Consider the following 25827-nt stretch of genomic DNA (forward strand, 5'->3'; position numbering starts at 1 on the left):
TTTTCTACTCCTTTCTACTTCTCTTACAATTTCTCGCTTGCGGTAAGTCATTACTATTCATATAACCGATTATTGAGAATCCGATTAATATGATGTTTAACGTAATCGGATTAAAAGGTTGCATAAAACTAGCGATATTTGTAAATCCCGCCGCAACTGTCAAGATTAATAGTATGAAACTATGAAGAAAAAATAATTTCTGTTTTTTGAAAGGTAACAACCAGATCACCCCAAACACAATTTCCAAAGATCCAACCACTTTAATCATTGCGGACGCATAATTTTCTGAACCTATAAGCTTGGAAAGCATCTGTACCTCTTCTGGATGAGTATATAATATTTTCGGAATAAGACCTTGATAGATCCACACAAAAGATAGCAAAAAGCAAATGAGATAATATGTAACAGCTCTTTTTAATAATAAACGTGGATGAAATCCTTTTTCTAACCACAATTTTAAAGCATCAAAACTCCAAGCCGTTGCCCATCCTAATAACGGACGAAATATGTATGAATCTATACATCTTCCTATACCTCCAAACCTCGTTTCATAATCATACTGCGTTTCAAAACGAACCTTATTCTCATTCGGTATATACTTCCAATAGCCTCTCCCTACCGAAATTAACGAAAGCTTACTATCTGTCCAAAATTTCAGTGACGAAATACATTCCCCGCCTTCTTTTTGTAATTCTCCTATTGATTCTCCTTCTCCAGCAATTTCAAATCCGAAACCAATTTTTGTTTTGTATAAAAAACGCTGTGGTTCACCTTCGTTCTTCTCTAAATACGATATTTCTGTAAACCGTGCATCCCATTCCGTATGTATCTTTGGATCTTGTGTATACTTCCAAAGTTCATCCATTTTAGTTTCTATTTCTGTTTTTACATAAATAGGATTTTGTTTTTTCATTCTCACCCCTCCACTCCAATTACATGTAAAATTTTGTTGGAACTACTTCTTTTAACCACATTTTATACCACTTTTATTTTTTTCCACGATAGTTTAAATATTCAAAATAATTATAACCTACTTGATTTCTCTCGACATTTTGATTACTATGAAACAAATGTTACAAACAACTTCATACAACCAATTACTCTCGCCTAATGACGTGAGATAGAGGTCGCAACTATTATGAGTATTCTATAGGAGACACAGAGATTGTCAGTGAATGTAGATGAAAGGAAAAGTTGCCGAAATGTATATGTGCCTCTGAGCATATACATTGGGGCTGTTTTCGAATAGAAACAGAACTGTCATATATACAGCGGTGTATATATGAAGAGCTATCTACAAAAAAGAGTGATCATGTTTTTTATGATCATCTTCTTTTTTGGCGGTTTTTTTGTTAGCTCCGTTTTCTGTTCCCTTTTTCCTGTAACAGCACCATCCTCACCTATTTGAGATGGTGTTTTTTTATTTACTTTTTTACAGGAGTAAAAGGAATCTATATTCCCCATCTTATGTTTAACAACATTTTTCCTAATTTATCCCGCACTAACGGACAGTAAGACTCCCATCTCAATATTCAGAGGAAGCAAAGAAGTTATGTGGGAGGTAACTTCCCGTAAGTGCCCGATTGGTTCAACTAACCATCAGTAGGGGATGACCCCCCCACTGACGAAAGTTTCACTTTATCTATATCAACTTGAAAGAGGGCTTTTATCATGGAAATTATTGTTCAAAAATTTGGTGGCACATCTGTCGGAAATATTGAACGGATTCAACATGTTGCGAATTTAATCATTGAAGAATATGAAAGAGGACACGGAATTGTAGCGGTTGTTTCTGCAATGGGACATAGTACAGATGAACTTGTATCTTTAGCTGCTAATATTACAGATCAACCAAGTAAACGAGAAATGGATATGTTACTTACAACAGGTGAGCAAATTTCAATTTCTCTATTAACAATGGCTTTACAAACGAAAGGGTACGAGGCAATTTCACTTACAGGCTGGCAAGCTGGGATTACAACAGAATCCATACATGGCAGCGCTAGAATTACCGACATAAATACAGAGCGGATTCAATCTTATGTACAAAAAGGAACGATTGTTGTTGCAGCCGGTTTCCAAGGATTAAGCGCAGAACAAGAAATTACAACACTTGGTCGCGGCGGTTCTGATACAACCGCAGTTGCGTTAGCTGCAGCATTACAGGCAAAAAAATGTGATATTTATACAGATGTAACAGGCGTTTACACAACCGATCCACGCGTTGTAAAGAACGCTTACAAATTAGATGAAATTTCCTATGATGAAATGTTAGAACTCGCAAATCTAGGTGCTGGCGTACTTCATCCAAGAGCAGTCGAATTTGCCAAAAATCATAGCGTTATGTTAGAAGTTCGTTCAAGCATGGAACAAGAAAATGGAACAATAGTAAGGGGAGAATGTAACATGGAGCAACAATCAATCGTAAAAGGCATTGCATTTGAAGATAATATAACACGTGTAACAATGAAAGGCTTACAACCAGAAAAGCTTTCCACAGTCTTCTCCACATTAGCGAGCGCTCATATTAATGTAGATATTATCATTCAAAGTATTACAAATGAAGGAACTGTACATTTATCCTTCTCTATACATTCAAATGACTTAAATGAAACATTAACCGTTTTAGAAGAAAATCGTGAATCAATGCAATATGAATCTGTAGAGCATGAAAACCACTTAGCAAAAGTATCAATCGTTGGATCAGGTATGGTATCTAATCCAGGTGTCGCTGCGAAAATGTTTTCCACATTACAAGAAGAAAATATTCACATTAAAATGGTAAGTACATCGGAAATTAAAGTATCTGTCGTAATCGACCGCCTTCATTTGGTAAAAGGTGTCGAAGCACTTCATGAATCATTTATGACAAAAATCGAACCTTTTGTATCAATCAATTAAAAAACAAAGAGCCGACTCCCCAAAGCACCTATGTGCCTTTGGGAAATCGGCTCCTTCTTACGTGTTCATCGATATATCGGTGAACATGGTACATTTATCAGTTCTTTTCACAATATATCGACGATTCGACACAAGAATAATCTAGCACCTGAAGCAAAGTCTTTTAGAACAAGTGAATGTTTTGCTTTTTACACTCTTCACGCATTTCATCTGGCCATACTGAAGACTGTACTTCACCGATATGTGCTTTACGTAAGAAATACATGCACATTCTTGATTGTCCAATGCCACCGCCAAGTGTTAACGGCAGTACATCTTCTAAAATTCCTTTGTGGAAATCGTATTCACGTTTGAAATCTTCTCCTGCTATTGTTAATTGTTCATCAAGAGATTTACTGTCGACGCGAATCCCCATAGAAGAAAGCTCAAATGAAGACTGCAATACTGGATGCCAGAATAAAATATCACCATTCAATTTCCAATCATCATAGTCCGCTGCACGCCCATCATGTTTTTCACCAGAACGTAATGCCCCGCCAATCCCACTAATAAAGACAGCACCGTATTCTTTTGCAATCGCATGCTCACGATCCTTCGGTGTTAATTCTGGATATTTATCCTCAAGCTCCTGTGATGTGATAAATGCAATATCTTCTGGTAAATATTTACCAAGGAACGGGTATTTTTCAAACAGATAGTCTTCTAAATCTTTGAATATTCCGTAAATTGTCCGTACTGTTTCTTGTAAATAATCCATTGTACGCCATTCTTTTTGAAGAATTTTCTCCCAATCCCATTGGTCAACATAAATGGAATGCGTTGCATCTAACTCTTCATCACGGCGAATTGCGTTCATGTTTGTATATAAACCTTCACCCGCTTCATACCCATATTCATGCAGTGCGAATCGTTTCCATTTTGCAAGTGAATGTACAATTTCTAACTCTTCTCCCGAATATAGCATATCAAATTCAATTGGACGCTCTACGCCGTTTAAATGATCGTTTAATCCTGATTTTTTCGTTACAAATAATGGTGCAGATACGCGGAATAATTCAAGACGTTTTGATAATTGCTCTTCAAAAAACGTTTTAACTTCCTTAATTGCGATTTGTGTTTCTCTTACTGTCATTAATGTTTGATACATGATGTATTCCTCCTAAAATGTTTTGATGTAATGAGGAAAGAAACCAATAAAAAAAAGCCCTTCTTTCCCAAAAAACTGGGACGAAAGACTTTGGTTCCGCGGTACCACCCAAATTAGCAACAGAGGTTGCTCACTTATCAGTACGGAGATTAGAGATAACTCGATACTGTTCTTCTTGTAACGGCGAAGTTCCCGGCTAAGTCTACTCTCCTAAAAAGGATTTTGGTTAGCGACTCCAGGAGGTTCTTCATAACAGGCTTCGTATCAGGCTCACACCACCCCTGACTCGCTTGGACTACGTCCTATTACTACTCTTCCTTTCACAGTCGTTTTACTGTCACATCTCTGAAACATTTTATTAATGTTTATTCTATACAAAAAAAGAAGAAAGTCAACAAAAAGTTCTAAAATGTTTTTTAATTTTTTATTTTATGTATTTATGAATAATTTGTTATAAAGAAACATTCGCAAATTCACAATACAATGTGTCACACTTCAACAAATTAATCTGTCTTATTAATACAGATTAATTATAAGGAGGATCTTCATGAGTAATTTAACCAATAAAGCTCCTGAATGGTTATACGTATTTATTTTTTGCATTGCTGGGATAAGTGTCGTTTCTCAAGGGTTCATCATGATTCCAATCGAAAATCAACTTATATTCCATCTTCAAATCCCTAAAGATACTGCTTATCTCTCAAGCAGTACATTTTCCATTTTCTACGCCATCGGATTCTTAATTTTCGCTCCTCTATCCAATCGATTCGGAAAGAAAAATATACTAGTTCTCGGGCTATTCGCTTTGTCTTTTTGTACACTAACGATTAGCTTTTGCAAAATATACAACCTATTTTTGTTCCTTAGAGCTCTGCAAGGACTAGTAGCAGCAACATTTACACCTTTAGCTCTTGCATATGCATTTGAATTGTTTATTCCAAAGCATCAAGGCTATGTCATCGGAATCTTAAGTACAGCGTTCACAATGTCTAGCATATTAGGACAAATACTCAGTAATTGGTTTATATCTCAATATACTTTTCCTACTCTTTTTTATTTTTTCGCTTTCATTCATCTTTTATGCGGGGCAATTTTGTATTTCATTCTGCCTACATCTATCAAAAGTAATCGTCCATTATCTATCACATACTGGCTTGATATGTTTAAATTATTTCAAAATCGCTACTTAGCAATTTGTCTTGCGATTACCTTTACGCAATTTCTTTCATTCGTTGCCATTTATAGTTCTTTGCATCACTTATTAACCCAAATGTATCACCTTACAAATCATGAAATTTTGCTCTTTCAATGCCTTGGCTTAATTGGAATGTCTGTTTCTCCTTTTATAAATAATTTTATTACACATACTAAGGCCCCAAAAATAATTACTCTAGGGCTTATTATTACGTGTACAGGAGTGCTTTTGTTCTTAAAATGGGATCGTCTTTATTTTCTATCTGTCACTACAATTATATTTGCGGCTGGAATTTCAATTGTACTACCCTCTATCATTTTTCATATTGGACAAATAAGCGGGAAGAAAAAAGGAGTTGCAATGGCACTTTATACATTTACTTTATTTTTAGGATCTAGTATTGGTCCATATATCGGGACAAAGATGATATTTAAATATGTCGTGCTTATTATTTTCTCGGTCCTATTCTTGACTATCCTAATATCACTTTCTTTACGAAAGAAGCAAAGTTATTTCTACGAAAATATACAAGTTAATCAAAATGATTAACTTCTAACAATATAAAGTGAAACTTTAATCAGTGGGGGTTTTCTTCATCCCCCACTGATTATTAGTTGAACCAATCGGGCTTTTACGGGCAGTTTATCTCCCACCTAACTTCTTTGCTTTCGCCAAATTTTGAGGTGGGAGTATTACTGCCCGTTAATGCGGGATAAATAAGAGCTGTTCTAAATGTCATGACATTTAGAACAGCTCTATGTTTCAATCTTAATTTTAATATCCTGAGATACGTTTGAGCTTATCTGGATTTACGACATAAAAAATTTGCTCAATTTGATTGGTATCTTGTTTCCAAGCGAAACTGAAAACACCAACTACTTCTTTACCTTTTACTATGAGAACACCTGGTTGATTATTTACCAATACTGCTTGCGCTTTTTTCCCGGCAAAGAATTTCGTAGCAATAGCAGATAGCAACCTTAGGACATGTTCTTTACTAATAATTTGATTAATCGCTGTAACGACATTCCCTCCGCCATCTGCAATAAGAGTTACATCAGTAGTAAGAATTTCTGAAACTTCTTGAACATTACCTCTTGATAAAGCTGAAATAAACTTCGTAATTTGACCTTGTTGAATTTCGTATGATGTAGGATTTTCATCAAAAGATACGTCCATCTTCTTCTTCGCTCTACTAAATACTTTACGACAATTCATCTCTGTAATATTTAGTAAATCTGCTATTTCACTATGTTTTACATCTAATGCTTCTTTTAGAACATAAACGGCTCGCTCTGTGGCAGAGAGTTTTTCCATAAGAACAACAAATGTATAATATAGTTGATCATCTTGAATGATTTTCTCCGAAGGATCCCATTTCATATCCTGTACAATCGGTTCTGGCAACCAAGTACCAACATAAGTTTCTCTTTTTTTTCGACTTGATTGTAATTCATTTATACAACGATTTACAACCATTCTACTTACATACGACTTTATATTGTTAATATCAGTTAAATGAACCTCGTTCATCTGTAGCTTTAGAAATGTATCTTGAACAATATCTTCAGCGTCACTTATCGATCCAAGCATTTTATAGGCAATAGCAATAAAATAAGGTTTGTACATTACATACAATTCATTTATGTCTAAATGATTTTCTTTCACCCTACCCCTCCTCGAAGTTAACTCACCCAAATTTTAACATGATATACAATCACAAATACCCTAGAAAAAACTTTCTAGGGTATACCTATGTAAATTTCTCAAAAAACATTTTTTGAAAATAATATTTACAAAAAATTACGAACTAAATAAATCTATTCTGATTTTCCAGATAGAAGTTACTGCTATGCATAACTAGACGCTCTCTCCCACCTAACAATTTGTATTTATAATTGATTCTACAAATGATTTTGAAACCCTTTAGACCAAGAAGAATGAATGGGCTCCCACCCATATTCTTTTCGGGCTTTTGTATTGGAAGCGCCGCGTTCCCCTCGATTACTACCAGTTTGAGCAGAAGGCTGAGGCGCGCCGATTGCAGAAGCATAAACTGGCAACCAATCCTGTCCCTGTGCAGGATAATCATCAACAATGTTGACCGGACCAGATGGCCATTCTAGTGCTAGTAATGCCGCTCTAGCTGCATCGTCTACATGTAAAAAAGAAACGATACCATCCGTTGCGGCCATTTCTTGTCGTCGTACTTGTTCAGCGATCATTCCATCCGTTGCATACCAAGTTCCTGGGCCATAAAGCGTTCCGTAACGAAGTATAACAAACTCTGGCATTTGAGACACTTTTTCTTCTAACGCCATAATACCTTCTATCGTTGTTTTTCGCGGAAACGAAGCAGTAATATCTAACAGTTCTTCCTCTGTAGCTGGAACCTCTCCAGGTTCATACGCCCATGAAATACTTTGTGCAATGATTCGTCTAACTCCCACCGATTTTGCAGCCTCTACAAGATTTTCTGTCCCCTCAATTCGCATTTTTGCATTATCTACCGAGCTTCCCTCACTTAACGATGTAAGTTGATGAATCACTACATCTGGCTGACTATTTTGCAATGCAGTGAATACAGCATCTCGATCAAATGCATCTGCCACCACGGGCTTTGCACCCATTTTTGTAATTGTACTTGCATGCGATTCATCACGAATCATCCCGAACACTTCGTAGCCCTCTTGCACTAACAAAGGAATTAAAGAACGACCTATTACACCAGTTGCCCCGGCAAGAAAAATTTTCATTTCTATTCCTCCCATATACGTTTCAACTTATTCGTCTAGTTTTTCAAACTGCTATTTTGCTGTTCATATATAAGACAGATTAAGTTTATAAATCGTGACATAGATAGAAAAAAATTTCTGCAATAAAGAATCCTTTATGAATACACTAGATTTTACAACTTATTTACGATTGCTTCTATGATATTTTCAACCGTCAGCTCCCCATCAATTACATAATCAGCATTAGGTTTCACACTTTTCTCCATCTCTAAGTATGCCTCTCTCCCAGCTTGCAAGTATACCTCACATTCGAAAAGAACCTCATCAATAGTATGTAAAGGATTACGAATAAGTCTTCTCACCATTGCTATATCTAATGGCGTATCAATATAAAATGAAATGTCTATCACATCTTTCATCTCATTATTAAGGTACGAAAATGGATAGTCCAAAATAATATAATCTGCAACTGAATCATTTAATACTGATAGAATATCTGTCAGTATGGGACTAACATTCCACTCATTATAATCTGCACCTTTTTCCATCCATGCACAAATGTCACTTGGCCCATCTAAATTATAATCATCAAAATGAAAAGTCTTGGCGTTATTCAGTCTATTAGCTAACTCCTTCGTAACGGTTGTCTTACCGCCGCCAGAAACAGCTGAAATAGATATTACTGTTGTTTTTTCCCCATATTACTCCTCCATGAAATAATAGAATTTAAATCTCTTTCCTATCCCTTTACTCTAAAATAATCTTTTGCTGGATTCTATAGTTACAAATGGGCGTATATTAAACAGTAAAAAAAAGGAATTACTCAGCTATACACCACTTATTACCTTTCAGCACATAGATTGCTGCCGTGACGATACAAATGACAATGCACTTTGCTGCCTTTCTTTGTTACCATACTTTGCGCATGGCAGAAATAGGCACTGATCGCTTCTATGCATGGCCAGCCCCTCCCAGGCCATTTTTAAAAATTCTTTTCTATCTTTTTTACAGAGTGACTGAGTAGTTACAATGTATTCAAGATTCACCACCTTTTACATAACACATTACTATCAGCAAAAATTAAAAGATTTCTATTAACGGGATAAACCTGAGAATTTTGCGCATTACTGTCCATGTTATGATATACTATTATATCCTGCTGTTCATTTTTATGAGCAACTGTCGGAAAGGAAAAAGTCATAAACCCAAATTATATTTTAAAGATTTATTGACTACTGTGGAAACAGATTTGCTATACAATAATAACGGAGTGATTATATTATATGAGTAAAGCTAAAGGTAAAGGCGGAACAGGTAGAGGAACAGGCAGTAAGGGCTGGAACCGCTGGAAAGCCAGTGCCAACAAAAAAAAGAGTGCCAAACCTTATACAAGCAAAGGTGTTAAAAAATCAGGTGGCGCAAAGACAAACAGTAATACAGGTGACAAATCCGAAAGATAGGGACTGCTGTTTCCGTTTGACATCTTTCGTGTAAGTGTGAGATAGATGTTGTGTGGGTTTATTTTGCGGAGAAAGGCAAAGATTTAAAACAACAAAACAGGTGGTTACTCATTGTAAAAAGACAACTTTTAAAATTCATTAATACGATATATTATGAAAAAATGGGCGTTTATCAAACAGTAAAAGTGATATACAAAAAGATGTTTGCCACAAATAAGCAAACATCTTTTTCTTTTACCGCTCTTTATCCACTTAGTCATCTTCAGTCAATCGCTTCGCTTCAAAATACAACACTTGAATAAATTTCTTCGTATTAATTCGTGTATGACCGGCCGTTGCTAATGATTCGTTTGTTAACTCTGTCATTCGCTTACGCACAATTGTAAAATCAAAAAATTTCGGAGCATAGCTTTCAAATTTTGGATTCGAAAAATCTGTTAAACCAAGAGAAGCTAAGTGATTGAGCGATTGATATATTGCTCGGCGCACCCTTTGCTCTGAAGCTTTTCTCTCTTTATCAATCTCACCTTCCGAAGCCATTTCACCTAACTTTTTGACCGTAATATGTTGAAAAATATCTTTTAATACTGGAAATCCATGTTCAAAGGTTGCCTTCTTTTCATATTGATATAAGTATTCCAGCATACTTAGTAAATCTTTACTTCCGTTCTCCCCAGCAATCCCTAGTTCTGCTAATAAAAAACGGCCAGAATCAGCAAATTTTTTCTCTTCTAGCCCTGATTCTATTCGCCCCTTTGGTTGCTCCCATTGGAATACATTGTTTAATGACTTTTGAATATCTTGAATAGACCGTTCCAAACGAATACGTTCTATCACTTTTCGTACAACGGATACAACTTCAATTTTATTAAGAGGTTTTGTAATATAATATTCAACACCAAGAGAGTAAGCTTCACCTATTAATTGTTTTGATTCTACTTGAGAAATCATAACCACTTTCCCGGAAAATGACGGGAGAATGTGCCGAACCGTTTCAATCCCATCACGAATTGGCATTAATAAGTCAATAAATAATATATCTACTTTTTTAAAATTTAACTGATCTCCTTCTACGAAAGCCCCATCTTCTTCTTCTCCAACTACTTCTCCAAGGTCTTCATCTTCAATAATTTGTGCTAACATAGAACGAAATACTTCGTCGTCATCTACGATGTAATAAAACATAGGCTCATCCTTCCTTAGTCAGGCTAGATTCCGGCAGCCGTACAATAAACTTGCAGCCTCTTTCAGCATCTCTGTCTTGTAGTATAACCTCTCCCTCAAGTTCCGTCACCATCTCTTTTATATAAGATAAACCAATTCCTGTTGACGGTGTTCCAGTTTGATCATATTTTGAAGTAAAACCAGGCTTAAATACTAACTCCTTATATTTCCCCGAAATACCCGGACCATCATCTATTACTTCAAACGTAACAAACGCTCCTTGTTTCTTAACATAAATTGTAATTGTACCAACACTATCAATCGCTTCTACAGCATTCGCAACTAAATTATTTAAAATCGACAACACGGTATATACATGATACTGCGTATGCTCCCCTTCTATCTGTTTAGAAAATGCGATTTCCTTTTGTAATAACTGTGCGTATTTCTCGTTAATTCTTATAATCATTTCCGCCAGTTCATTTCCATTTATATATTCCGATAGATTTTTATCTAAAAGAAGTTTAGATAACCCGGCAAAAATTCTTTGATTATCTTTTTTTATTTCATGTACTTCTCCTGCAATTTTCAGCGCGTTCTTACTATACGACTCTATATTATTCTCAGCGCTACCTTTCTTTTGTAAGTTTCGATATAATTGGTACGCTTCTTGTGTAATCCTTTCTGCATTTTGCAGTGTTTTCTTCAAATGAACAGATTCTACATACAAATTGGAAAGATGCATAAACATCTTTTCATTTTCTTTCCGAACCTGCGCTTCTTTTAATTTTGTCTCATATAAACTCATCATATTTAAAAAACCGAGTGCAAAAAAACTGCGAAAAATAGCGATAATAATAATTTTATTGACTTCTGAAACTGTAATCATCGTGCTGAGCACAAAAATATGATAAAAAGCAAGTTCTGCCATGCTTGAAAAAATTTCAATCGTAATGCCAAAACACCCGATTACAAATGGTTTTTGATGAAATCGATTTACTCTGCATACTGAAAAAAGACTTCCATATACGAAATAATAAAAGAAAACTGGATAACGCATACTAAAGGAATCTGAGAAATGAAAAGAACTATGTAGCATCCAGTCAAGGCCAATTCGAAATGTTACTACAGATGCCCCAACTAAAATTCCCGCTATAACAGCTGGGATTTTCCTTAAAAATAATAGTAAAAAGAAGAAAATCGGTGTTCCAAAGCTAACACGAAACGTATCATTAAATGGATGAAAGTTCAGTTCTCCAGCAACCGGAACAATCAAAATTAACATAATTAAAAGTGAAATATCTTTCTTCCACAATTGATGCCAGTTCAAATACGTCACTTCCCGTTATTGAGTCTTTAAATATAATAAGGAAGCCCGCTTAATATATAAACGGGCTCTATTCCTATAGTGTTACTTTTTCAACTGCTTTTATTTGACGATAAACAGGTTGCCACATTGCATCTTTTACAGCCTTCCTGATATCGTTATCACTTAATATATCACGAGCAACACCTTCAGCAACTGCCGCTTTAGCTACTTCAACAGCAACGATCTCAGAAATATTACGCAACTCCTCTACTTCTGGAAGAATTGGTGCACCAGGTTGACTTGTATCTACCATACTTGCCACCGCTTCTGCTGCTGCCGCAAACATACCATCTGTCATGACACGAGCACGAACAACATTTGTACCAAGACCAAGACCTGGGAAGATAAGTGCATTGTTAGATTGTCCAATTACATAAATAACCCCATTGTATGTAACTGGATCAAATGGACTACCAGTTGCAACAAGCGCTCGCCCTTCTGTCCAAGAAATTAAGTCTGCTGGTTTTGCTTCCGCAAGAGGCGTTGGATTAGACATTGGTAAAATGATTGGTCGTTCCACATGTGCTGCCATCTCTTTTACAATTTCTTCTGTAAATGCACCAGCAACTGTTGACGTTCCAATTAAAATAGTTGGTTGTACATGTTTTACAACTTCAGCAAGACCAATCGTTTCTGACTGCTTCCATCGTTCGACTTCAGACATCTGACGTGCATAAGGACTTTGGAAATCAAGAAGGTCATCCATATTATCAGTAAGTAAACCATTACGGTCAATACACCAAAAACGGCGATTTGCTTCTTCCTTTGATAAACCTAAGCGTACCATCGCATCACGTACTTGATCTGCAATTCCAATTCCAGCAGTACCTGCACCAAAAACAACAACGCGATGTTCACATAGCGGAACACCAGAAGCTTTCACAGCTGATAACACAGCTGCCAATGAAACCGCGCCAGTTCCTTGAATATCATCGTTAAATGTACATACATTATCACGATATTTGTCTAAAATTTTGCGCGCATTACGTGTACTAAAATCTTCCCAGTGCAGCAGTGCATTCGGCAACTTATTACATACAGCTTCTACAAACAAATCAATAAATGTATCATATGCTTCTCCCGTTACACGTGGATGGCGATTTCCAATATAAAACGGATTATTTAATAACTCTTCATTGTTTGTACCAACATCTAAAATAACCGGTAATACACGACTTGGATCAATACCAACTGCTGCTGTGTAGACAGCTAGTTTTCCGATAGCAATATTAATACCGCCAACGCCCCAGTCTCCAATTCCTAAAATACCTTCACCGTCTGTTACAACGACTAAATCAATATTTTCCGCAGTTGCACCAATGTTAGAAAAAGCTTCCTCAATACCATTTGGATCATTAACTGATAAATACACACCACGTGGCTTACGATACTCATGACTATATCTTTGAATCGCTACACCAACAGTTGGCGTGTATACAATCGGTAGCATTTCTCGCAAATGATCTGTAAGAATACGATAAAATAATACTTCATTACGATCATGCAGTGCTGTTAAGTATACGTTTTTTAATAAGTCATCAGGCTGTGAACAAAATTGTTCATACGCACGGCGTGCTTGTTCATCTAATGTTAATACCGCTGGCGGTAACAACCCTTTTAACCCTAATTCTTCCCTTTCCTCCGCCGAGAAAGCGACACCCTTATTTAATAGTGGTGTTGCTAATACTTCTGCTCCTCGTAATGTTGTTTCTAAAGTTCCATTCGAGGAAACTGTAAATTTACTCATATAACCCCTACCTTTATTGATATATAACATTTCTATATTGTAAACAAAAAAAAGGGGAAAGTCCCCCCCTTTTTTAATTTTTCTTTAAAAGAGATGCTCCTGCAATTCCAGGATGCGTCATTTCAAACGGATCTAAAATCAAGTCTAATTCTTCTTGTGATAATACACCATTTTTCAAGCAAAGTTCTCTGACAGATTGACCAGTTGCAATTGCTTCTTTTGCAACACGGGCTGCTGCTTCGTATCCGATATGTGGATTCACAGCTGTAATAATACCAACGCTTTTCTCAACATATTCTTTTAAGTGCGCTTCATTCGCTTCAATTCCTTTTAAGCAATTATCTGTGAAAGCACGGAAGCCGTTATTCATAATGCTGATTGATTGAAGTAAGTTGAATACTAACACTGGTTCCATTACATTCAGTTCTAATTGACCTGCTTCTGAAGCAAGACAAATTGTATGGTCGTTCCCAATTACTTGGAACGCAATTTGGTTAATTACTTCTGGCATTACAGGGTTTACTTTCCCTGGCATAATAGAAGAACCAGGTTGACGAGCTGGAAGCATAATTTCACTCAATCCAACGCGCGGACCTGATGCCATTAAGCGCAAGTCATTTGCAATTTTGGACATATTCATCATACATACTTTCAGCGCAGCTGAAACTTCTGTATATGCATCTGTATTTTGCGTTGCATCTACTAAATCTTCTGCTCCAACAAGAGGCAATTTACTAATATTCGCTAAATGTTTTACTACAGCCTCAATGTACTGCGGATCTGCATTTAATCCAGTACCAACAGCTGTCGCTCCCATATTTACTTCATATAAATGTTGACGAGATTTCTCGATACGTTTAATATCACGTCCAAGTACGCGAGCATATGCTTTAAACTCTTGTCCAAGACGAATCGGTACAGCATCTTGTAAATGCGTGCGTCCCATTTTAATAACATGGTCAAATTGCTCTGCTTTTAATTCAAAGATATCACGCATATATCCCATCGTTTGTAATAATTCCTCTAATGAGTTTAACGTTGCAATATGAATTGCAGTTGGGAATGCATCATTTGTTGATTGCGCCATATTCACGTGGCTATTTGGGCTAATGTAATGATAGTCGCCTTTTTCCATTTCTAATAATTCAAGAGCACGATTGGCAATCACTTCATTTGCATTCATATTCATAGAAGTTCCAGCTCCGCCTTGAATCGGATCTACGATAAAATGCTCGTGCCATTTCCCCTCAAGAATCTCTTCTGCTGCCTCTGCAATTGCTGTACCTTTTTTTAGTTCTAATCGTCCAACATCTGTATTTGCAAGCGCTGCCGCTTTTTTTACAATCGCTAATGCGTTAATTAATCCTTCATGGATTTTATAACCTGTAATCGGAAAGTTTTCGACCGCACGCATCGTTTGAACACCATAATATGCATGCATTGGTACTTCTTTCTCACCTAAAAAATCTCTTTCAATTCGCACATCTTTTTTAGCTTCAGTTACTGTTGCCATATATATTCCACTCCTCACCTTATTTTGCCCCATATGTAACCATTCTCTTACTTCAAATTTTACAAGAAATAAATAATGAATCTGGAGATATACTATTTGTAATACATCAATTCGTTTCACAAATAATCAGCGAGAGCTAAATAATCTCTCACTAATTAAACTTTTAATTTATGCTGCTTTAGCTTGGTTTACAGTTTCTACATACTGTTTTGCTTTTTCTTGATCAAATTCGCCTTCCCATTTCGACATGACAATCGCCGCTAATGCGTTCCCTAATACATTGACAGACGAGCGAATCATATCTAAAATGCGATCAATACCAGCAATTAAAGCAATTCCTTCTAATGGAAGTCCCATTGAACCTAATGTTGCCAATACAACAACAAAGGAAGCACCAGGAACACCAGCCATTCCTTTAGACGTTAACATTAAAACAAATAACAACGTAATTTGTTCTGTTAACGACATGTGTATACCATACATTTGCGCTACAAATAGTGACGCTAACGCTTGATAAATAGCTGATCCTGTTAAATTAAATGTATAGCCCGTAGGTATTACGAAAGAAGCAACGGCTTTCGGACAACCGAACTCTTCCATTTTTCTCATAATATTTGGTAAAACAGCTTCTGAACTTGCTGTTGTAAAAGAAAGAATTAATTCTTCTTTTACAACTTTCATTAAGGTGAAAATGTTTACTCCCACTATTTTCGCATTGATACCTAATACCACAATAACAAATAACACAACCGTTACATAAACAGCGAGAACTAGTTTCCCTAACGGAAGCAGAGTAGCCACTCCAAATTTTGCAACCGTAACAGCAATTAATGCAAATACACCAACCGGAGCAAATTTCATGACTTGATTTGTAACCCAAAACATTGCTTCTAATACACCTTCAAAGAAATTAAAGACTGGCTTTCCTTTTTCTCCGATTGCAGCAACTCCTAAACCGAATAACACTGAGAAGAAAATAATTGGTAATAAATCCCCTTGTGTGATAGATTCAAATACGTTTTTTGGTACAATATGAACAATTGTTTCTGCAAAACCTTTTTTCTCCGTTGCATCAGCTGTTGCTTTATAAGCTGAAATATCAGTTTGCTGTAAATGGCTCATATCAACGCCCGTTCCTGGATGGAACACGTTCGCTGCTACTAAGCCCATTAAAATAGCAATCGTCGTGATAATTTCAAAATAAAGGATTGTTTTCCCACCTAATTTACCGAGCTTCTTCATATCGCCCACACCAGCTACTGCAACAATAAGTGCAGATATAACAATTGGAACGACAATCATTTTAATTAAATGAATAAATATGTCCCCAAGCGGTGTAATATAGGAAATAGCTGTTTTATTTCCATAAAAGATTGCCCCTACAACAATCCCTAAAATAAGCGCTACAAAAATTTGTGTAGCTAATCCGAATTTTTTCATGTATTTCATCCCTTCCATGCGAACGCTTTCAATTCCTAATATATAAAAGCATAATCACATGATAAAGACGAACCTACAAAATCAGACAAAAAACTACAAGTTTGTCACAAAACTTTCAAATTTTTTTCTTAAAATCTTCAATTAATTGTGCTCTTCTTCATTATACAACCAAAAATTAGAATTTATAAAACATCAGATTATTCCGTATAATCTAAAAAGAACCCCCATTAAATACAGCTACTGGCCCTTCTATATTATTATTGTTTACAACTACATCCGCACACTCCTTTGGTGCATGCCCTTCTATGTACATACGACAAGCCGCATGATAGCGCTGTATAAACATATCCTCAGCTTTCTCTTTACTTCCAAAAGCTTTTGCTTCTCTCTTGGAACCACGTTCTCTAGCAATCTGAAAATCTGTTTCCACATATACTTTATAGTCAAATAAATGTTTCAGTTCTTCTTTAAATAAAAAGGTTCCATCTACTATACATATCGTATCTTCTGAAGCCAATATTGGTTCAGAGCGGATATACAGATCGCTCTCTAAATCGTGTGATTGTATCTCATAACGTTTTGTCCCATTTGGTCCTAATGGGATTAATAATCGTTCAGAAATAGCTTTATAATCATGAGCATCCTCATAATAGCCTTTCGCCGATTCCTTCCCTTGTGCATATCGAATTGCTCTTGGATTGTGGAAGTAATCAATACTTGTTCGAATTACTTTTCTTCCTTGATTTTCAACTTCTTTCGCTAATTCATTAGCAAATGTTGTTTTCCCTGAAGCTGTTATACCACTAACACCCACTCTTACAGGATGATTTAATGTAAGCGCACATATATGCTCCGCAATTTCGCGAATAACAGTTTGACGTTTCACTTCAATTCCCCCTCATAGAATCTCCCACATACTTCCTTAGTCTTTATGAAAAATAATTCTTCCCTGCCAGTTTAGTTTATCACCCAAAGTATATATTGTAAAAATATGTATTCATTTCTTGAGCTATTAATATAAGTGAAACTTTAATCAGTGGGGTTTTCTTCATCCCCCACTGATTATCAGCCCTCACCAATCGGGCTTTTACGGGCAGTTTATCTCCCACCTAACTTCTTAAGAAAAGCGGAAGCGGCTTGCTCAGAATCGCAGGCCGTTGGAGCACCCGACAGAGAGGCGCTTTTTGCCTCGTCCGAGGGGGCGAAACGACCGGAGATTCTAGCCGCTAGAGCTGGACAATGCTTTTGCTGAATTTTGAGGTGGGAGTATTACTGCCCGTTAATGCGGGATAAATAAGAAAAAAACTGCAGTATCATATCGCAGTTTCTCTCATTCATATTTCTATAAATAATAATTAAACATCCCTACCATCTTTTCCTTACACTTCTCTAAAAAGGACAAATTGTTTAAGAATGATATCGTCATTTCTTTTGAATCTTGAATATCTTGCGCTAATGCTTGATTTAATTGTTGTAAAATAGGACCGCCCTTTATATAGAAGTTCATCTCATCATTGATATGAAAGCTGCGCGGGGTAAAATTTGCTGTTCCTATAACAATTGTTTCATTATCAAACACCATAGCTTTCCCATGAAACATCCCTTTTTTATATCCATATACAGAAATGCCATTCTCGACTGCTTGACGAATATAAGGATAGGCAGCTTCTTTTATAAAAGGAACATCCGGCTTATAAGACCACAATATTTTAACAGAAACACCCCTCTGCCTCGCTTGAATTAAAGCATTCATAAGTTTTTCATCTTTTGGTATAAAATACGGAGTGGCAATCACAATAGATTGTTTTGCCTGCTTTATTAATTCAATATACTTTTGGATTAGATCATGGCCATTATAACTAGTTAATGTATGTAACGTTTTCCCTGGGGCACTCTGTTGCGAAATACTTGTTATCGCTTCAGAAGTATCATGTTTCCAGTCTGAGGCAAACTGTTCTTCTAAATCTCTCACCCCTTCTCCTATTATTCGCATATGATAATCTCGCCAATATCCAAATTTCTTATTTTTTCCTAAATATTCATCTCCTATGTTAAAACCACCACTGTATCCTATTTTTCCATCAATTGTTGTAATTCGGCGGTGATTTCGATGATGTAGCGAATAAAAAAAGAATGGCAATTCAGCTTTTCTACTATATGAAAAATGAACACCACTTGCTTGCAATTCATTTTTCATTTTTCTTTTGAAAGACAAATCATTAATCCGATCGATTGCTAGGTATACTTGTACACCCTCTTTTGCTTTTTCTTTCAACAACTCCAAAAAAGTATGACTGCTTTTATCATCTGAAATGATAAAGAAATAAGTGAAAATCGAATGTTTCGCCTCTTTTATATCAGAAAATAGCTGCTGATACAAAGATTGCCCCTCAACATATAGTTGGAAATCACTATAGTGAAGTGCATATTCTTTCGTTTGATTTTTTTTCGCTTCTATCTTTCTTCCCAGTGTAACATCAACATGCATACAAACGAGTAGAAGAATGAATATAGCAATAATAATAGAAATAATCCGAAGTATTTTTTTCACCATTTCGATTTCCTTCCGCACAAAATAATTGTTTCTACATAGTATTTCAGCAGAAGTTATTTTTAATGCTCGTTTACAGGTCGTTTCATATTATTTTTTACTATTATATATACATACGGGAGGAACAGATGAAAAGTCTTAACACAAAATCACTTCTCGATGAATTAAACGAAAATAGAAACGTGATTCAAAAAAGAAATATTCATACTACACTAATCTCAGGTGATGGAGAAGAAACGACTAAATATATACAAGTAGTTCCATCTCATTCTAAAGAAAAATGGATAGATGGAAAGGTAGTAGGAGACATAACTACCAAATTTGGTGATGGAAATGTTACCACAAATAGTGTGTTTCTTTTAGACGGGGACAACTACATTGTGCAAGGAACACACAATGTAGTCTTGTATAAATGCATACCTATATTACAAAGGATTCTTTAGTTAACCTACGAAAAAAAGGGGGGTAGCGTCAAACTAAGTAGTTCTGTTATTGTGGAGAAAACCTAAAATAATATAATAAGCTAAATAACATTTGAATTCACAAGTTAAATCACAGAGTAACTAACGCGCAAACAAGCTCAGGGTTTATTTCTCTGAGCTTGTTTTTTAAGGAGGACTTCTTAATTAAAGCACTCCGTTAGCACAATAAAATTAGTAAGAATTGTAGTCATTATATATCATACTTTTTAAGAAATCTATTTTTCTAATATCTTTATTATTATTTTTATCTGCTCGATAACTATCCTTAGATGAAGACTCGTAAACACGTAAATATTGCTCAGGATTTAGTAAATAATACTTTATGTCTCCATTTTTATGTATTTCTAAATCCTCTAATTGTACTCCTGCAAAATTTGGTAAAGTGTCAATAATACCGAACTCAACTGATAATCCCTCTTTAGAGAACTCATGTTCATGCAAATCAATTAGGCTATATTCCATTGAAGTCATGACTTTCACAATATCATTCCAGTTATGTATAGATAGTTCAGGTGGCACTTCCCATCCTCTTTTATCACCAGGTACATGAACATCTAAGTCTTGGGCATCCCAGCTCTTTCCTGTAATGACTTCTAAACCAACCGAACCTATTAACAATGGAATAATTTCAATATCATTTAGTTTTTTTGCAATTTTAATAAACTCATCAAACTTGTGATTATCCATTTGCCCCTCCACTTTTTTTAACTTTACCGAACTAGGTTCAACAAACCTGTCCATTAACTGAACAATGATAAATTTGCTTCTCTTTACACTTTAACATAAATTACCTATTTTTGTTTATTTTTCACATCTCAAATAACACCCTGAATTGCACCCAAAATAACGAAAGCAGATAGTACCTTACATATCAATAAAAAATCGAGTATAAAACCGTTACGATTTCACACTCGATTTCGAATGCTAATTCTAGTGTTTCTCCACGTTATCTGAACTACTTAGCTTAAATAAAATTCCTAGCATCGTTATTACGCCCAAATTTATAAATAGCAATTAAGAAAAAGGAAATGGCAAATGCGAATAAGATTAAAATGTTTAAATATATGTCTGTAAACTGCGTTCCTTGCTGTAATTTCATAATTGTATCTAATAACCAACGCTGCGGAAGAAATTCAGCAATTTTTTGTACTGATGCTGGCATAATGTCAAATGGAAAGAAGCATCCCGCAAGCAAACATGTCGGTGTAATAATAATATTTTGCAATGCATTTGCTGAAGCTGAATTTTTCGCAAAAGATACAATCGCTAACGATAAACCAATTGCAATTAAACCAAATATCATCAATAATCCAATCATAACAATTAACGGTATATTGGGATCAATATGAAATACATTGGTCATAAACAGTACCGTTACAATGATTTGCACCATCATGATAACCATATTAACAGCAACGTTAGATAATATATATTTTCTCCCATCTATCGGTGTCGACAATAATCTAAAATACGTTCTATTTTCTTTTTCTTTCAAAATGAGTTCTGAAAAATTCACCGCTGAAAATAGCATAAACATCATGAGATAACCAACTGTTTGATTCGTCATATCTTTATTTTTCGAAGTATCCTTAAGCGTATGGGCTGTTAACTTGAACGAATTTTTTTGATAACCTGTATACATCTTATCAAACTTACTTTGATCATCTTTCGCTACTTTACTTATTGCCGTTATATTATCAATATAATTATACAAATAAGATTTGATAAAACTTGTGATTTGCTCTCCTTTAATGGAAGAGACTTCAATATGACTGGGTTTACCGTCACGAACACTTTGCGAAAAACCAGAATCTAATGTAATCACTGCATCAAGTTTTTTTGAGGCAAGGTTCTCTTCGATTTCTGATGATTGAATTTTACTTACTTTTACATGATCTAATCCTTCTATAAATTTCACCGTATCATTTGCTATATACTGATTTTCATGATTTACAACCCCAATACGCAATGTCCCCTGCCCTACGTTTCCATAAATCAGAAATGAAAGTAATGCTCCTGCTATTGGCAATCCAATAATAATAAGTAATCCTTTTTTATTTTTCAAAAGTACAGATAATGTTTTTTGTATGAGCCATAAAATATCTTTCATATTATAGCCCCTCCCGTCTGCGTAATGCGATAATCGCAATCAATAAAAACAGTGCTGAAATTCCAAGATTTAATGAAATTACCGGAAATGCTGCTCCTAAATCATTCGCATAAATAATTTTCATAATCGCTGTATTTGCCCATGTTAATGGCGACATGCTTGTAATCATATTTTCTTCGACTACAAAATATGCTCCGCCAAAAAATGAAGCTAACTGTACAACAACCATAATAACCGCTCTAGCTGCCTCACCTGTTTTCATAATATATCCCATTCCTAACCCAAAGCTAATCGCAAGTAATACTTCTGTCAGTAGAATAAGAAACACTACGCCAAGATGGTCGCCCCAATTTGCCTGATATACAAACTTACTAAAGAAAATAATAGGAAGTAGACAAAGTCCATTTGTGACAAGACTACCTAATATTTTTCCTATGAAAATCTCCGCTTTACTAACAGGCGCTGCAATTAAACGCTCTCCTGTTTTGCGTACTCGCTCTTCTCGAATCAGAGAACTTGCTCCCATCGCTCCGTACAAGGCAATCATTGTCGTCACCACAACCGAATAATAATCCATAGAACTTGGTTTTTTAGCAGCTTGTAAGGATGTCTCTTGTATATAATCATCATGATTTCCACTTGAAATTACTGTACTCACTTTCCCAGGATCTACTTTTGCGACTTCAACTGCTACATTGTACTTATCGACAAATGTAGTAAGCATCCCCTGGAGAATACTTCCTTCAATGCTATTTCGATCACTTTCATATAATTTCACACCATCTTGATTCATTTCTACATAGCCAGCATATTTATTTTGTTTCACTTCTTCTTTTCCATCTACATCGGCTGAAACCTTTTTAAAGCGAATTCCCGATTTACTTGTTTCTTTTATAAACGCTTCAAATGACTGTAAGAATTTACTATCTGCTTCATCTTTATATAATACTTGTATATTTTTAATAGAGAGACTGTCACCATTAAATGCATTTGTTAAAGCCGTTCCCAAGATGAGCATAAGCACCACTGGGAATGCTAACATAAAAACTAATGTTCTTAAATCCCGAAACTCTTTTTTCAGTTGCGTGATAGCAATATTGAAGATGTTCAAGCGGTGAACCTCCTTTTCTATTTACTATTGATCTCGTAATTTTCTTCCTGTCAACGTCAGAAACACTGTTTCAAGGTTTGGTGCCTGTTCCTCTAATGATCGTATTTCTACATCGTGACTAATAAAATATTGAATGATTTTATTTAAATTATTCACTCCAGTATCAGAATTCACTTTAATTACGTTTTCTTCTACTTGAACAGCCTTAACACCACTAACTTCCTTCAGTTGGTTTACATCCATATTTTCAATTGCTTTTACTTCAATCCAAATATCTTTCGTATCAGTAATGATTGCTTTTAACTGTTCTTTCGTTCCTTCTGCAATAATCTTTCCATGATCGACAATCGCAATTTTCGTACAAATCTCTTCTACTTCCTCCATATAGTGACTTGTATAAATGATTGTGCTCCCCATTTCATTTAACTTTCGAACAGACTCGAGAATGTAGTTTCTTGACTGTGGATCAATTCCCACTGTCGGCTCATCCATAATAATTAGCTTCGGACGATGCGCAATTGCACAAGCAATGTTAAGTCTTCGCTTCATTCCACCAGAGAAATTTTTCGGGTAGCTTTTATGTTTATCACTAAGTCCTACAAACTGAAGAGCATCTTCTACTCTCGCTTTTAATTCCGTTCCTCTTAATCCATATAATCCCGCAAAAAACTTTACATTTTCATAGGCTGTTAATTCCTCGTAAATTGCTATGTCTTGCGGGACAATACCGATGTTCATTTTTGCAAAACGGTTATGCCGTTTTACATTTTTACCTAGTATGCAAATCTCACCTTCGTTACTTCGTAATAATCCAGCAATCATATTAATTGTTGTACTTTTACCAGCACCATTTGAGCCTAAAAACCCAAATATTTCCCCTTGTTTAATAACTAAAGACATATTATCTACTGCGATGAAATCACCAAATTTTTTCGTTAAGTTTTTGATTTCTAATGCGTTCATCATTTCACCCCTGTTTCAGTTTCTCTACTGTTATTATAAGTAAAAAGAATGAACCTGCTCAGTGCATAAGTTCATTCTTTCCACATGAGAATATTCACTTTTTTCACATGAAATCATTCATCTCACTTAATCTTTATTACATTGGCAATAGCATTGTTACAGAAAAACCATTTGTACCATCTACAATTATCGTCCCGTTAATAGAAGCTGTACGCTCTTCCATACCGATAATGCCGAGCCCTTTTTTCACTTGCGGTACACCATTCCCATTGTCTTTCACCTGCACCTTCACAACAGTATTGAGCACATGAATATCAATCGAAACAGCTGTGGCCTCAGCATATTTCATAGCATTCGTTAACGCTTCCATTACATTTTCTCCAATGATTTTCCATTGTATCGGCGAAATAGCTTCCAAATTCCCCTTATGTACAAATAGAATTTTCATATCATGTTTCACCGCAAATTCATCTATGAATAATTTCATACGATGAATACCCATTTGTTCAGTTGGTGGTTTCATATTTTTCAACGTAATTCTAATACTCTCAATTCCGTCTTTAGAAATATGAATGGCGTTTTGAAGCAACTCTGCCGATTTCTTCTTTTCAGTATCCATCAATCTTTTCGCAGCTTCCATTTGAATCAACGCAGATGTCATAGAGTGACCAATTTTATCATGAATTTCTTGTGATAATCGATTTCGTTCTTCTAGTTTAAATGTGTATTCCGATTGTCTGATGTATGCTTTATTTTCATTCAAGTTTTTTGTGAGCCTTTGCAAATCTTTTCGCATCATGTCATTTTCTGATTCGAGTTTACATAACCTTTCCATATAAAGCTTGGCCATTGTAAAAACAACAAAACTAAATACAGCGATTAAACCGTATGTCATACGTATATTTTCCTGGGCAAACATAACTGGAAGAAGCATAATAAAAAGAAGCATCTCTCTTTTCTGTATGTAATAAGAAGTATATTCATATAAATTCAGCGGTAAAAATAAAAGTAATAACGGATGAATTTGTTTATACGAAACAGCTATAGTCACAATTGATATAAATATAATCACTTTTTTCACTGCATCTATTTTGAAAATGTAGATCGAAACATTTATACAAAGATACAAAAGTAACGTAAATACAATCCATGGCAAATTTGTAGCATTAGAATGGACATAACTAAACACGATGTAAAGGAAAACGATAAGCTTACTAATAATCATCCAAAAATTCATTTTTTTATTCCACAGTTCCTGTTAAATAATAAATTGCAATTTGCGTACGATGCTCAAGCCCTGTTTTATTCAGAACTGACGTAATATAGTTCGCAATTGTCCCTTCTGATATAAAAAGCTGTTTTGAAATCTCTTTATTCGAAAAGCCTTTCGCAATCAGAGCAATAATACTAAGCTCTCTTTCTGTGAAAAGACTCTTATCTATTTTTGATCCTTCTTCTTTATTGCCTTGTAAGTTAGATTTAATTTTATTAAGAACTACATCTTGCATCACAGTATTGCCGTGATGAACACTTTTTATTGCATCTCGAATTCGCTCTGGATCATTATTTTTTAATAGATAACCTTTTGCCCCATTTTTCACTGCATCTAAAATGTATTCATCATCATCAAATGTCGTTAAAATAAGCGGCTTTGTTTTTGTTTGTTCGCAAATTAATTTCGTTGCTTCCACGCCATTCATATTTGGCATACGTACATCTAAAAGTGCAATATCTACATCATGTTTCTGGCAATAATCCAAAGCCTCTTGTCCATCATTAACTGTTTCTAACACCTCAAATTCTTCGTATGTACTTAAAATGATTTTCATGCCTTCTCTTATAAAAGAATTATCATCAGCTATTATCACTTTTATTTTCATAGTTGTAAGTAAGTGTTACCTTACTTACATTCACACCCTTTCAATATACAATTTTACTA

General features: G+C 35.3%; 21 protein-coding genes, 1 pseudogene, 1 riboswitch and 1 other annotated feature. Of the genes and pseudogenes, 4 read left to right on the top strand and 18 right to left on the bottom strand.

All coding sequences use genetic code 11. The annotated features are described in order from the left end of the window. Positions 1–4 precede the first annotated feature (4 nt). On the bottom strand, positions 5–913 hold the full coding sequence (locus tag AB1280_RS09205; RefSeq protein ID WP_429755644.1) for a DoxX-like family protein: 909 nt from the start codon (positions 911–913) through the stop codon (positions 5–7). A gap of 200 nt (positions 914–1113) precedes the next feature. Continuing rightward, positions 1114–1301, top strand: a riboswitch (Lysine riboswitch). Positions 1302–1671: 370 nt separating this feature from the next. Between AB1280_RS09205 and AB1280_RS09210 the strand changes: the two genes are divergently transcribed. Next, entirely contained in the window at positions 1672–2901 is a 1230-nt protein-coding gene (locus AB1280_RS09210; RefSeq protein WP_429755645.1) for an aspartate kinase, read from the top strand. Positions 2902–3064: 163 nt separating this feature from the next. On the opposite strand, the gene asnA is transcribed toward AB1280_RS09210, so the two are convergent. Further along, positions 3065–4048 carry an aspartate--ammonia ligase gene (gene asnA, locus AB1280_RS09215; protein WP_429755646.1) on the bottom strand — a complete coding sequence of 328 codons (984 nt, stop codon included), beginning with the start codon at positions 4046–4048 and terminating at the stop codon, positions 3065–3067. A gap of 73 nt (positions 4049–4121) precedes the next feature. Continuing rightward, positions 4122–4381: a binding site (T-box leader), on the bottom strand. Positions 4382–4595: 214 nt separating this feature from the next. On the opposite strand from asnA, the gene AB1280_RS09220 reads away from it, so the two are divergent. Continuing rightward, positions 4596–5792 carry an MFS transporter gene (locus AB1280_RS09220; RefSeq protein ID WP_429755647.1) on the top strand — a complete coding sequence of 399 codons (1197 nt, stop codon included), beginning with the start codon at positions 4596–4598 and terminating at the stop codon, positions 5790–5792. 225 nt (positions 5793–6017) lie between these two features. Here the strand turns inward: AB1280_RS09220 and AB1280_RS09225 are convergent, their stop codons facing one another. The 3 genes from AB1280_RS09225 to AB1280_RS09235 form a co-directional block, all read right to left on the bottom strand. Continuing rightward, positions 6018–6911: a sigma-70 family RNA polymerase sigma factor gene (locus AB1280_RS09225; protein ID WP_429755648.1), complete on the bottom strand. Its 894-nt coding sequence runs from the start codon at positions 6909–6911 to the stop codon at positions 6018–6020. A 236-nt stretch (positions 6912–7147) separates the two neighbouring features. After that, on the bottom strand, positions 7148–7999 hold the full coding sequence (locus tag AB1280_RS09230) for an NAD-dependent epimerase/dehydratase family protein (protein ID WP_429755649.1): 852 nt from the start codon (positions 7997–7999) through the stop codon (positions 7148–7150). Positions 8000–8151: 152 nt separating this feature from the next. Continuing rightward, positions 8152–8658, bottom strand: a complete 507-nt coding sequence (locus AB1280_RS09235; RefSeq protein WP_429757318.1) for a uridine kinase — start codon at positions 8656–8658, stop codon at positions 8152–8154. Between the two features lie 603 nt (positions 8659–9261). Between AB1280_RS09235 and AB1280_RS09240 the strand changes: the two genes are divergently transcribed. Further along, positions 9262–9438, top strand: a complete 177-nt coding sequence (locus AB1280_RS09240) for a DUF3934 family protein (protein WP_429755650.1) — start codon at positions 9262–9264, stop codon at positions 9436–9438. Between the two features lie 252 nt (positions 9439–9690). Here AB1280_RS09240 and AB1280_RS09245 read toward each other — a convergent pair whose 3' ends face one another. The 7 genes from AB1280_RS09245 to cls all read right to left on the bottom strand — a co-directional run bounded on the left by AB1280_RS09245 (position 9691) and on the right by cls (position 19225). Next, the gene (locus tag AB1280_RS09245; RefSeq protein ID WP_272189413.1) at positions 9691–10623 is read right to left on the bottom strand and encodes a response regulator; all 933 of its coding nucleotides are present in this window, start codon (positions 10621–10623) and stop codon (positions 9691–9693) included. A gap of 4 nt (positions 10624–10627) precedes the next feature. Then, positions 10628–11932: an ATP-binding protein gene (locus AB1280_RS09250; RefSeq protein ID WP_429755651.1), complete on the bottom strand. Its 1305-nt coding sequence runs from the start codon at positions 11930–11932 to the stop codon at positions 10628–10630. 73 nt (positions 11933–12005) lie between these two features. Next, positions 12006–13739 carry an oxaloacetate-decarboxylating malate dehydrogenase gene (gene malS / locus AB1280_RS09255; RefSeq protein WP_429757319.1) on the bottom strand — a complete coding sequence of 578 codons (1734 nt, stop codon included), beginning with the start codon at positions 13737–13739 and terminating at the stop codon, positions 12006–12008. 52 nt (positions 13740–13791) lie between these two features. Then, positions 13792–15231 (bottom strand): aspartate ammonia-lyase, encoded by a 1440-nt coding sequence (aspA, locus tag AB1280_RS09260; RefSeq protein WP_429755652.1) that lies wholly within the window; start codon positions 15229–15231, stop codon positions 13792–13794. Between the two features lie 168 nt (positions 15232–15399). Further along, positions 15400–16671 (bottom strand): cation:dicarboxylate symporter family transporter, encoded by a 1272-nt coding sequence (locus tag AB1280_RS09265; protein WP_272189410.1) that lies wholly within the window; start codon positions 16669–16671, stop codon positions 15400–15402. 211 nt (positions 16672–16882) lie between these two features. Beyond that, entirely contained in the window at positions 16883–17557 is a 675-nt protein-coding gene (locus AB1280_RS09270; protein ID WP_429755653.1) for a hypothetical protein, read from the bottom strand. 456 nt (positions 17558–18013) lie between these two features. Beyond that, entirely contained in the window at positions 18014–19225 is a 1212-nt protein-coding gene (gene cls / locus AB1280_RS09275; protein WP_429755654.1) for a cardiolipin synthase, read from the bottom strand. A gap of 152 nt (positions 19226–19377) precedes the next feature. Between cls and AB1280_RS09280 the strand changes: the two are divergent. After that, a pseudogene (locus tag AB1280_RS09280) lies at positions 19378–19665 on the top strand (acetyltransferase); the annotation flags it as partial. A gap of 210 nt (positions 19666–19875) precedes the next feature. Here the strand turns inward: AB1280_RS09280 and AB1280_RS09285 are convergent. The 6 genes from AB1280_RS09285 to AB1280_RS09310 all read right to left on the bottom strand — a co-directional run bounded on the left by AB1280_RS09285 (position 19876) and on the right by AB1280_RS09310 (position 25768). After that, on the bottom strand, positions 19876–20391 hold the full coding sequence (locus AB1280_RS09285) for a phosphoribosylanthranilate isomerase (RefSeq protein WP_429755655.1): 516 nt from the start codon (positions 20389–20391) through the stop codon (positions 19876–19878). 277 nt (positions 20392–20668) lie between these two features. Then, positions 20669–21814, bottom strand: a complete 1146-nt coding sequence (locus AB1280_RS09290) for an ABC transporter permease (protein WP_429755656.1) — start codon at positions 21812–21814, stop codon at positions 20669–20671. A 1-nt stretch (position 21815) separates the two neighbouring features. Beyond that, entirely contained in the window at positions 21816–22925 is a 1110-nt protein-coding gene (locus tag AB1280_RS09295; protein ID WP_429755657.1) for an ABC transporter permease, read from the bottom strand. Positions 22926–22949: 24 nt separating this feature from the next. After that, complete coding sequence (locus tag AB1280_RS09300) at positions 22950–23888, bottom strand: ATP-binding cassette domain-containing protein (protein WP_429755658.1); 939 nt, start codon at positions 23886–23888, stop codon at positions 22950–22952. Between the two features lie 136 nt (positions 23889–24024). Continuing rightward, positions 24025–25125, bottom strand: a complete 1101-nt coding sequence (locus AB1280_RS09305; RefSeq protein ID WP_429755659.1) for a sensor histidine kinase — start codon at positions 25123–25125, stop codon at positions 24025–24027. 4 nt (positions 25126–25129) lie between these two features. Beyond that, positions 25130–25768 carry a response regulator gene (locus AB1280_RS09310; RefSeq protein ID WP_429755660.1) on the bottom strand — a complete coding sequence of 213 codons (639 nt, stop codon included), beginning with the start codon at positions 25766–25768 and terminating at the stop codon, positions 25130–25132. Between the last annotated feature and the right edge of the window lie 59 nt (positions 25769–25827).

It is taken from the genome of Bacillus sp. S10(2024) (assembly GCF_050473865.1).
Taxonomy (GTDB): domain Bacteria; phylum Bacillota; class Bacilli; order Bacillales; family Bacillaceae_G; genus Bacillus_A.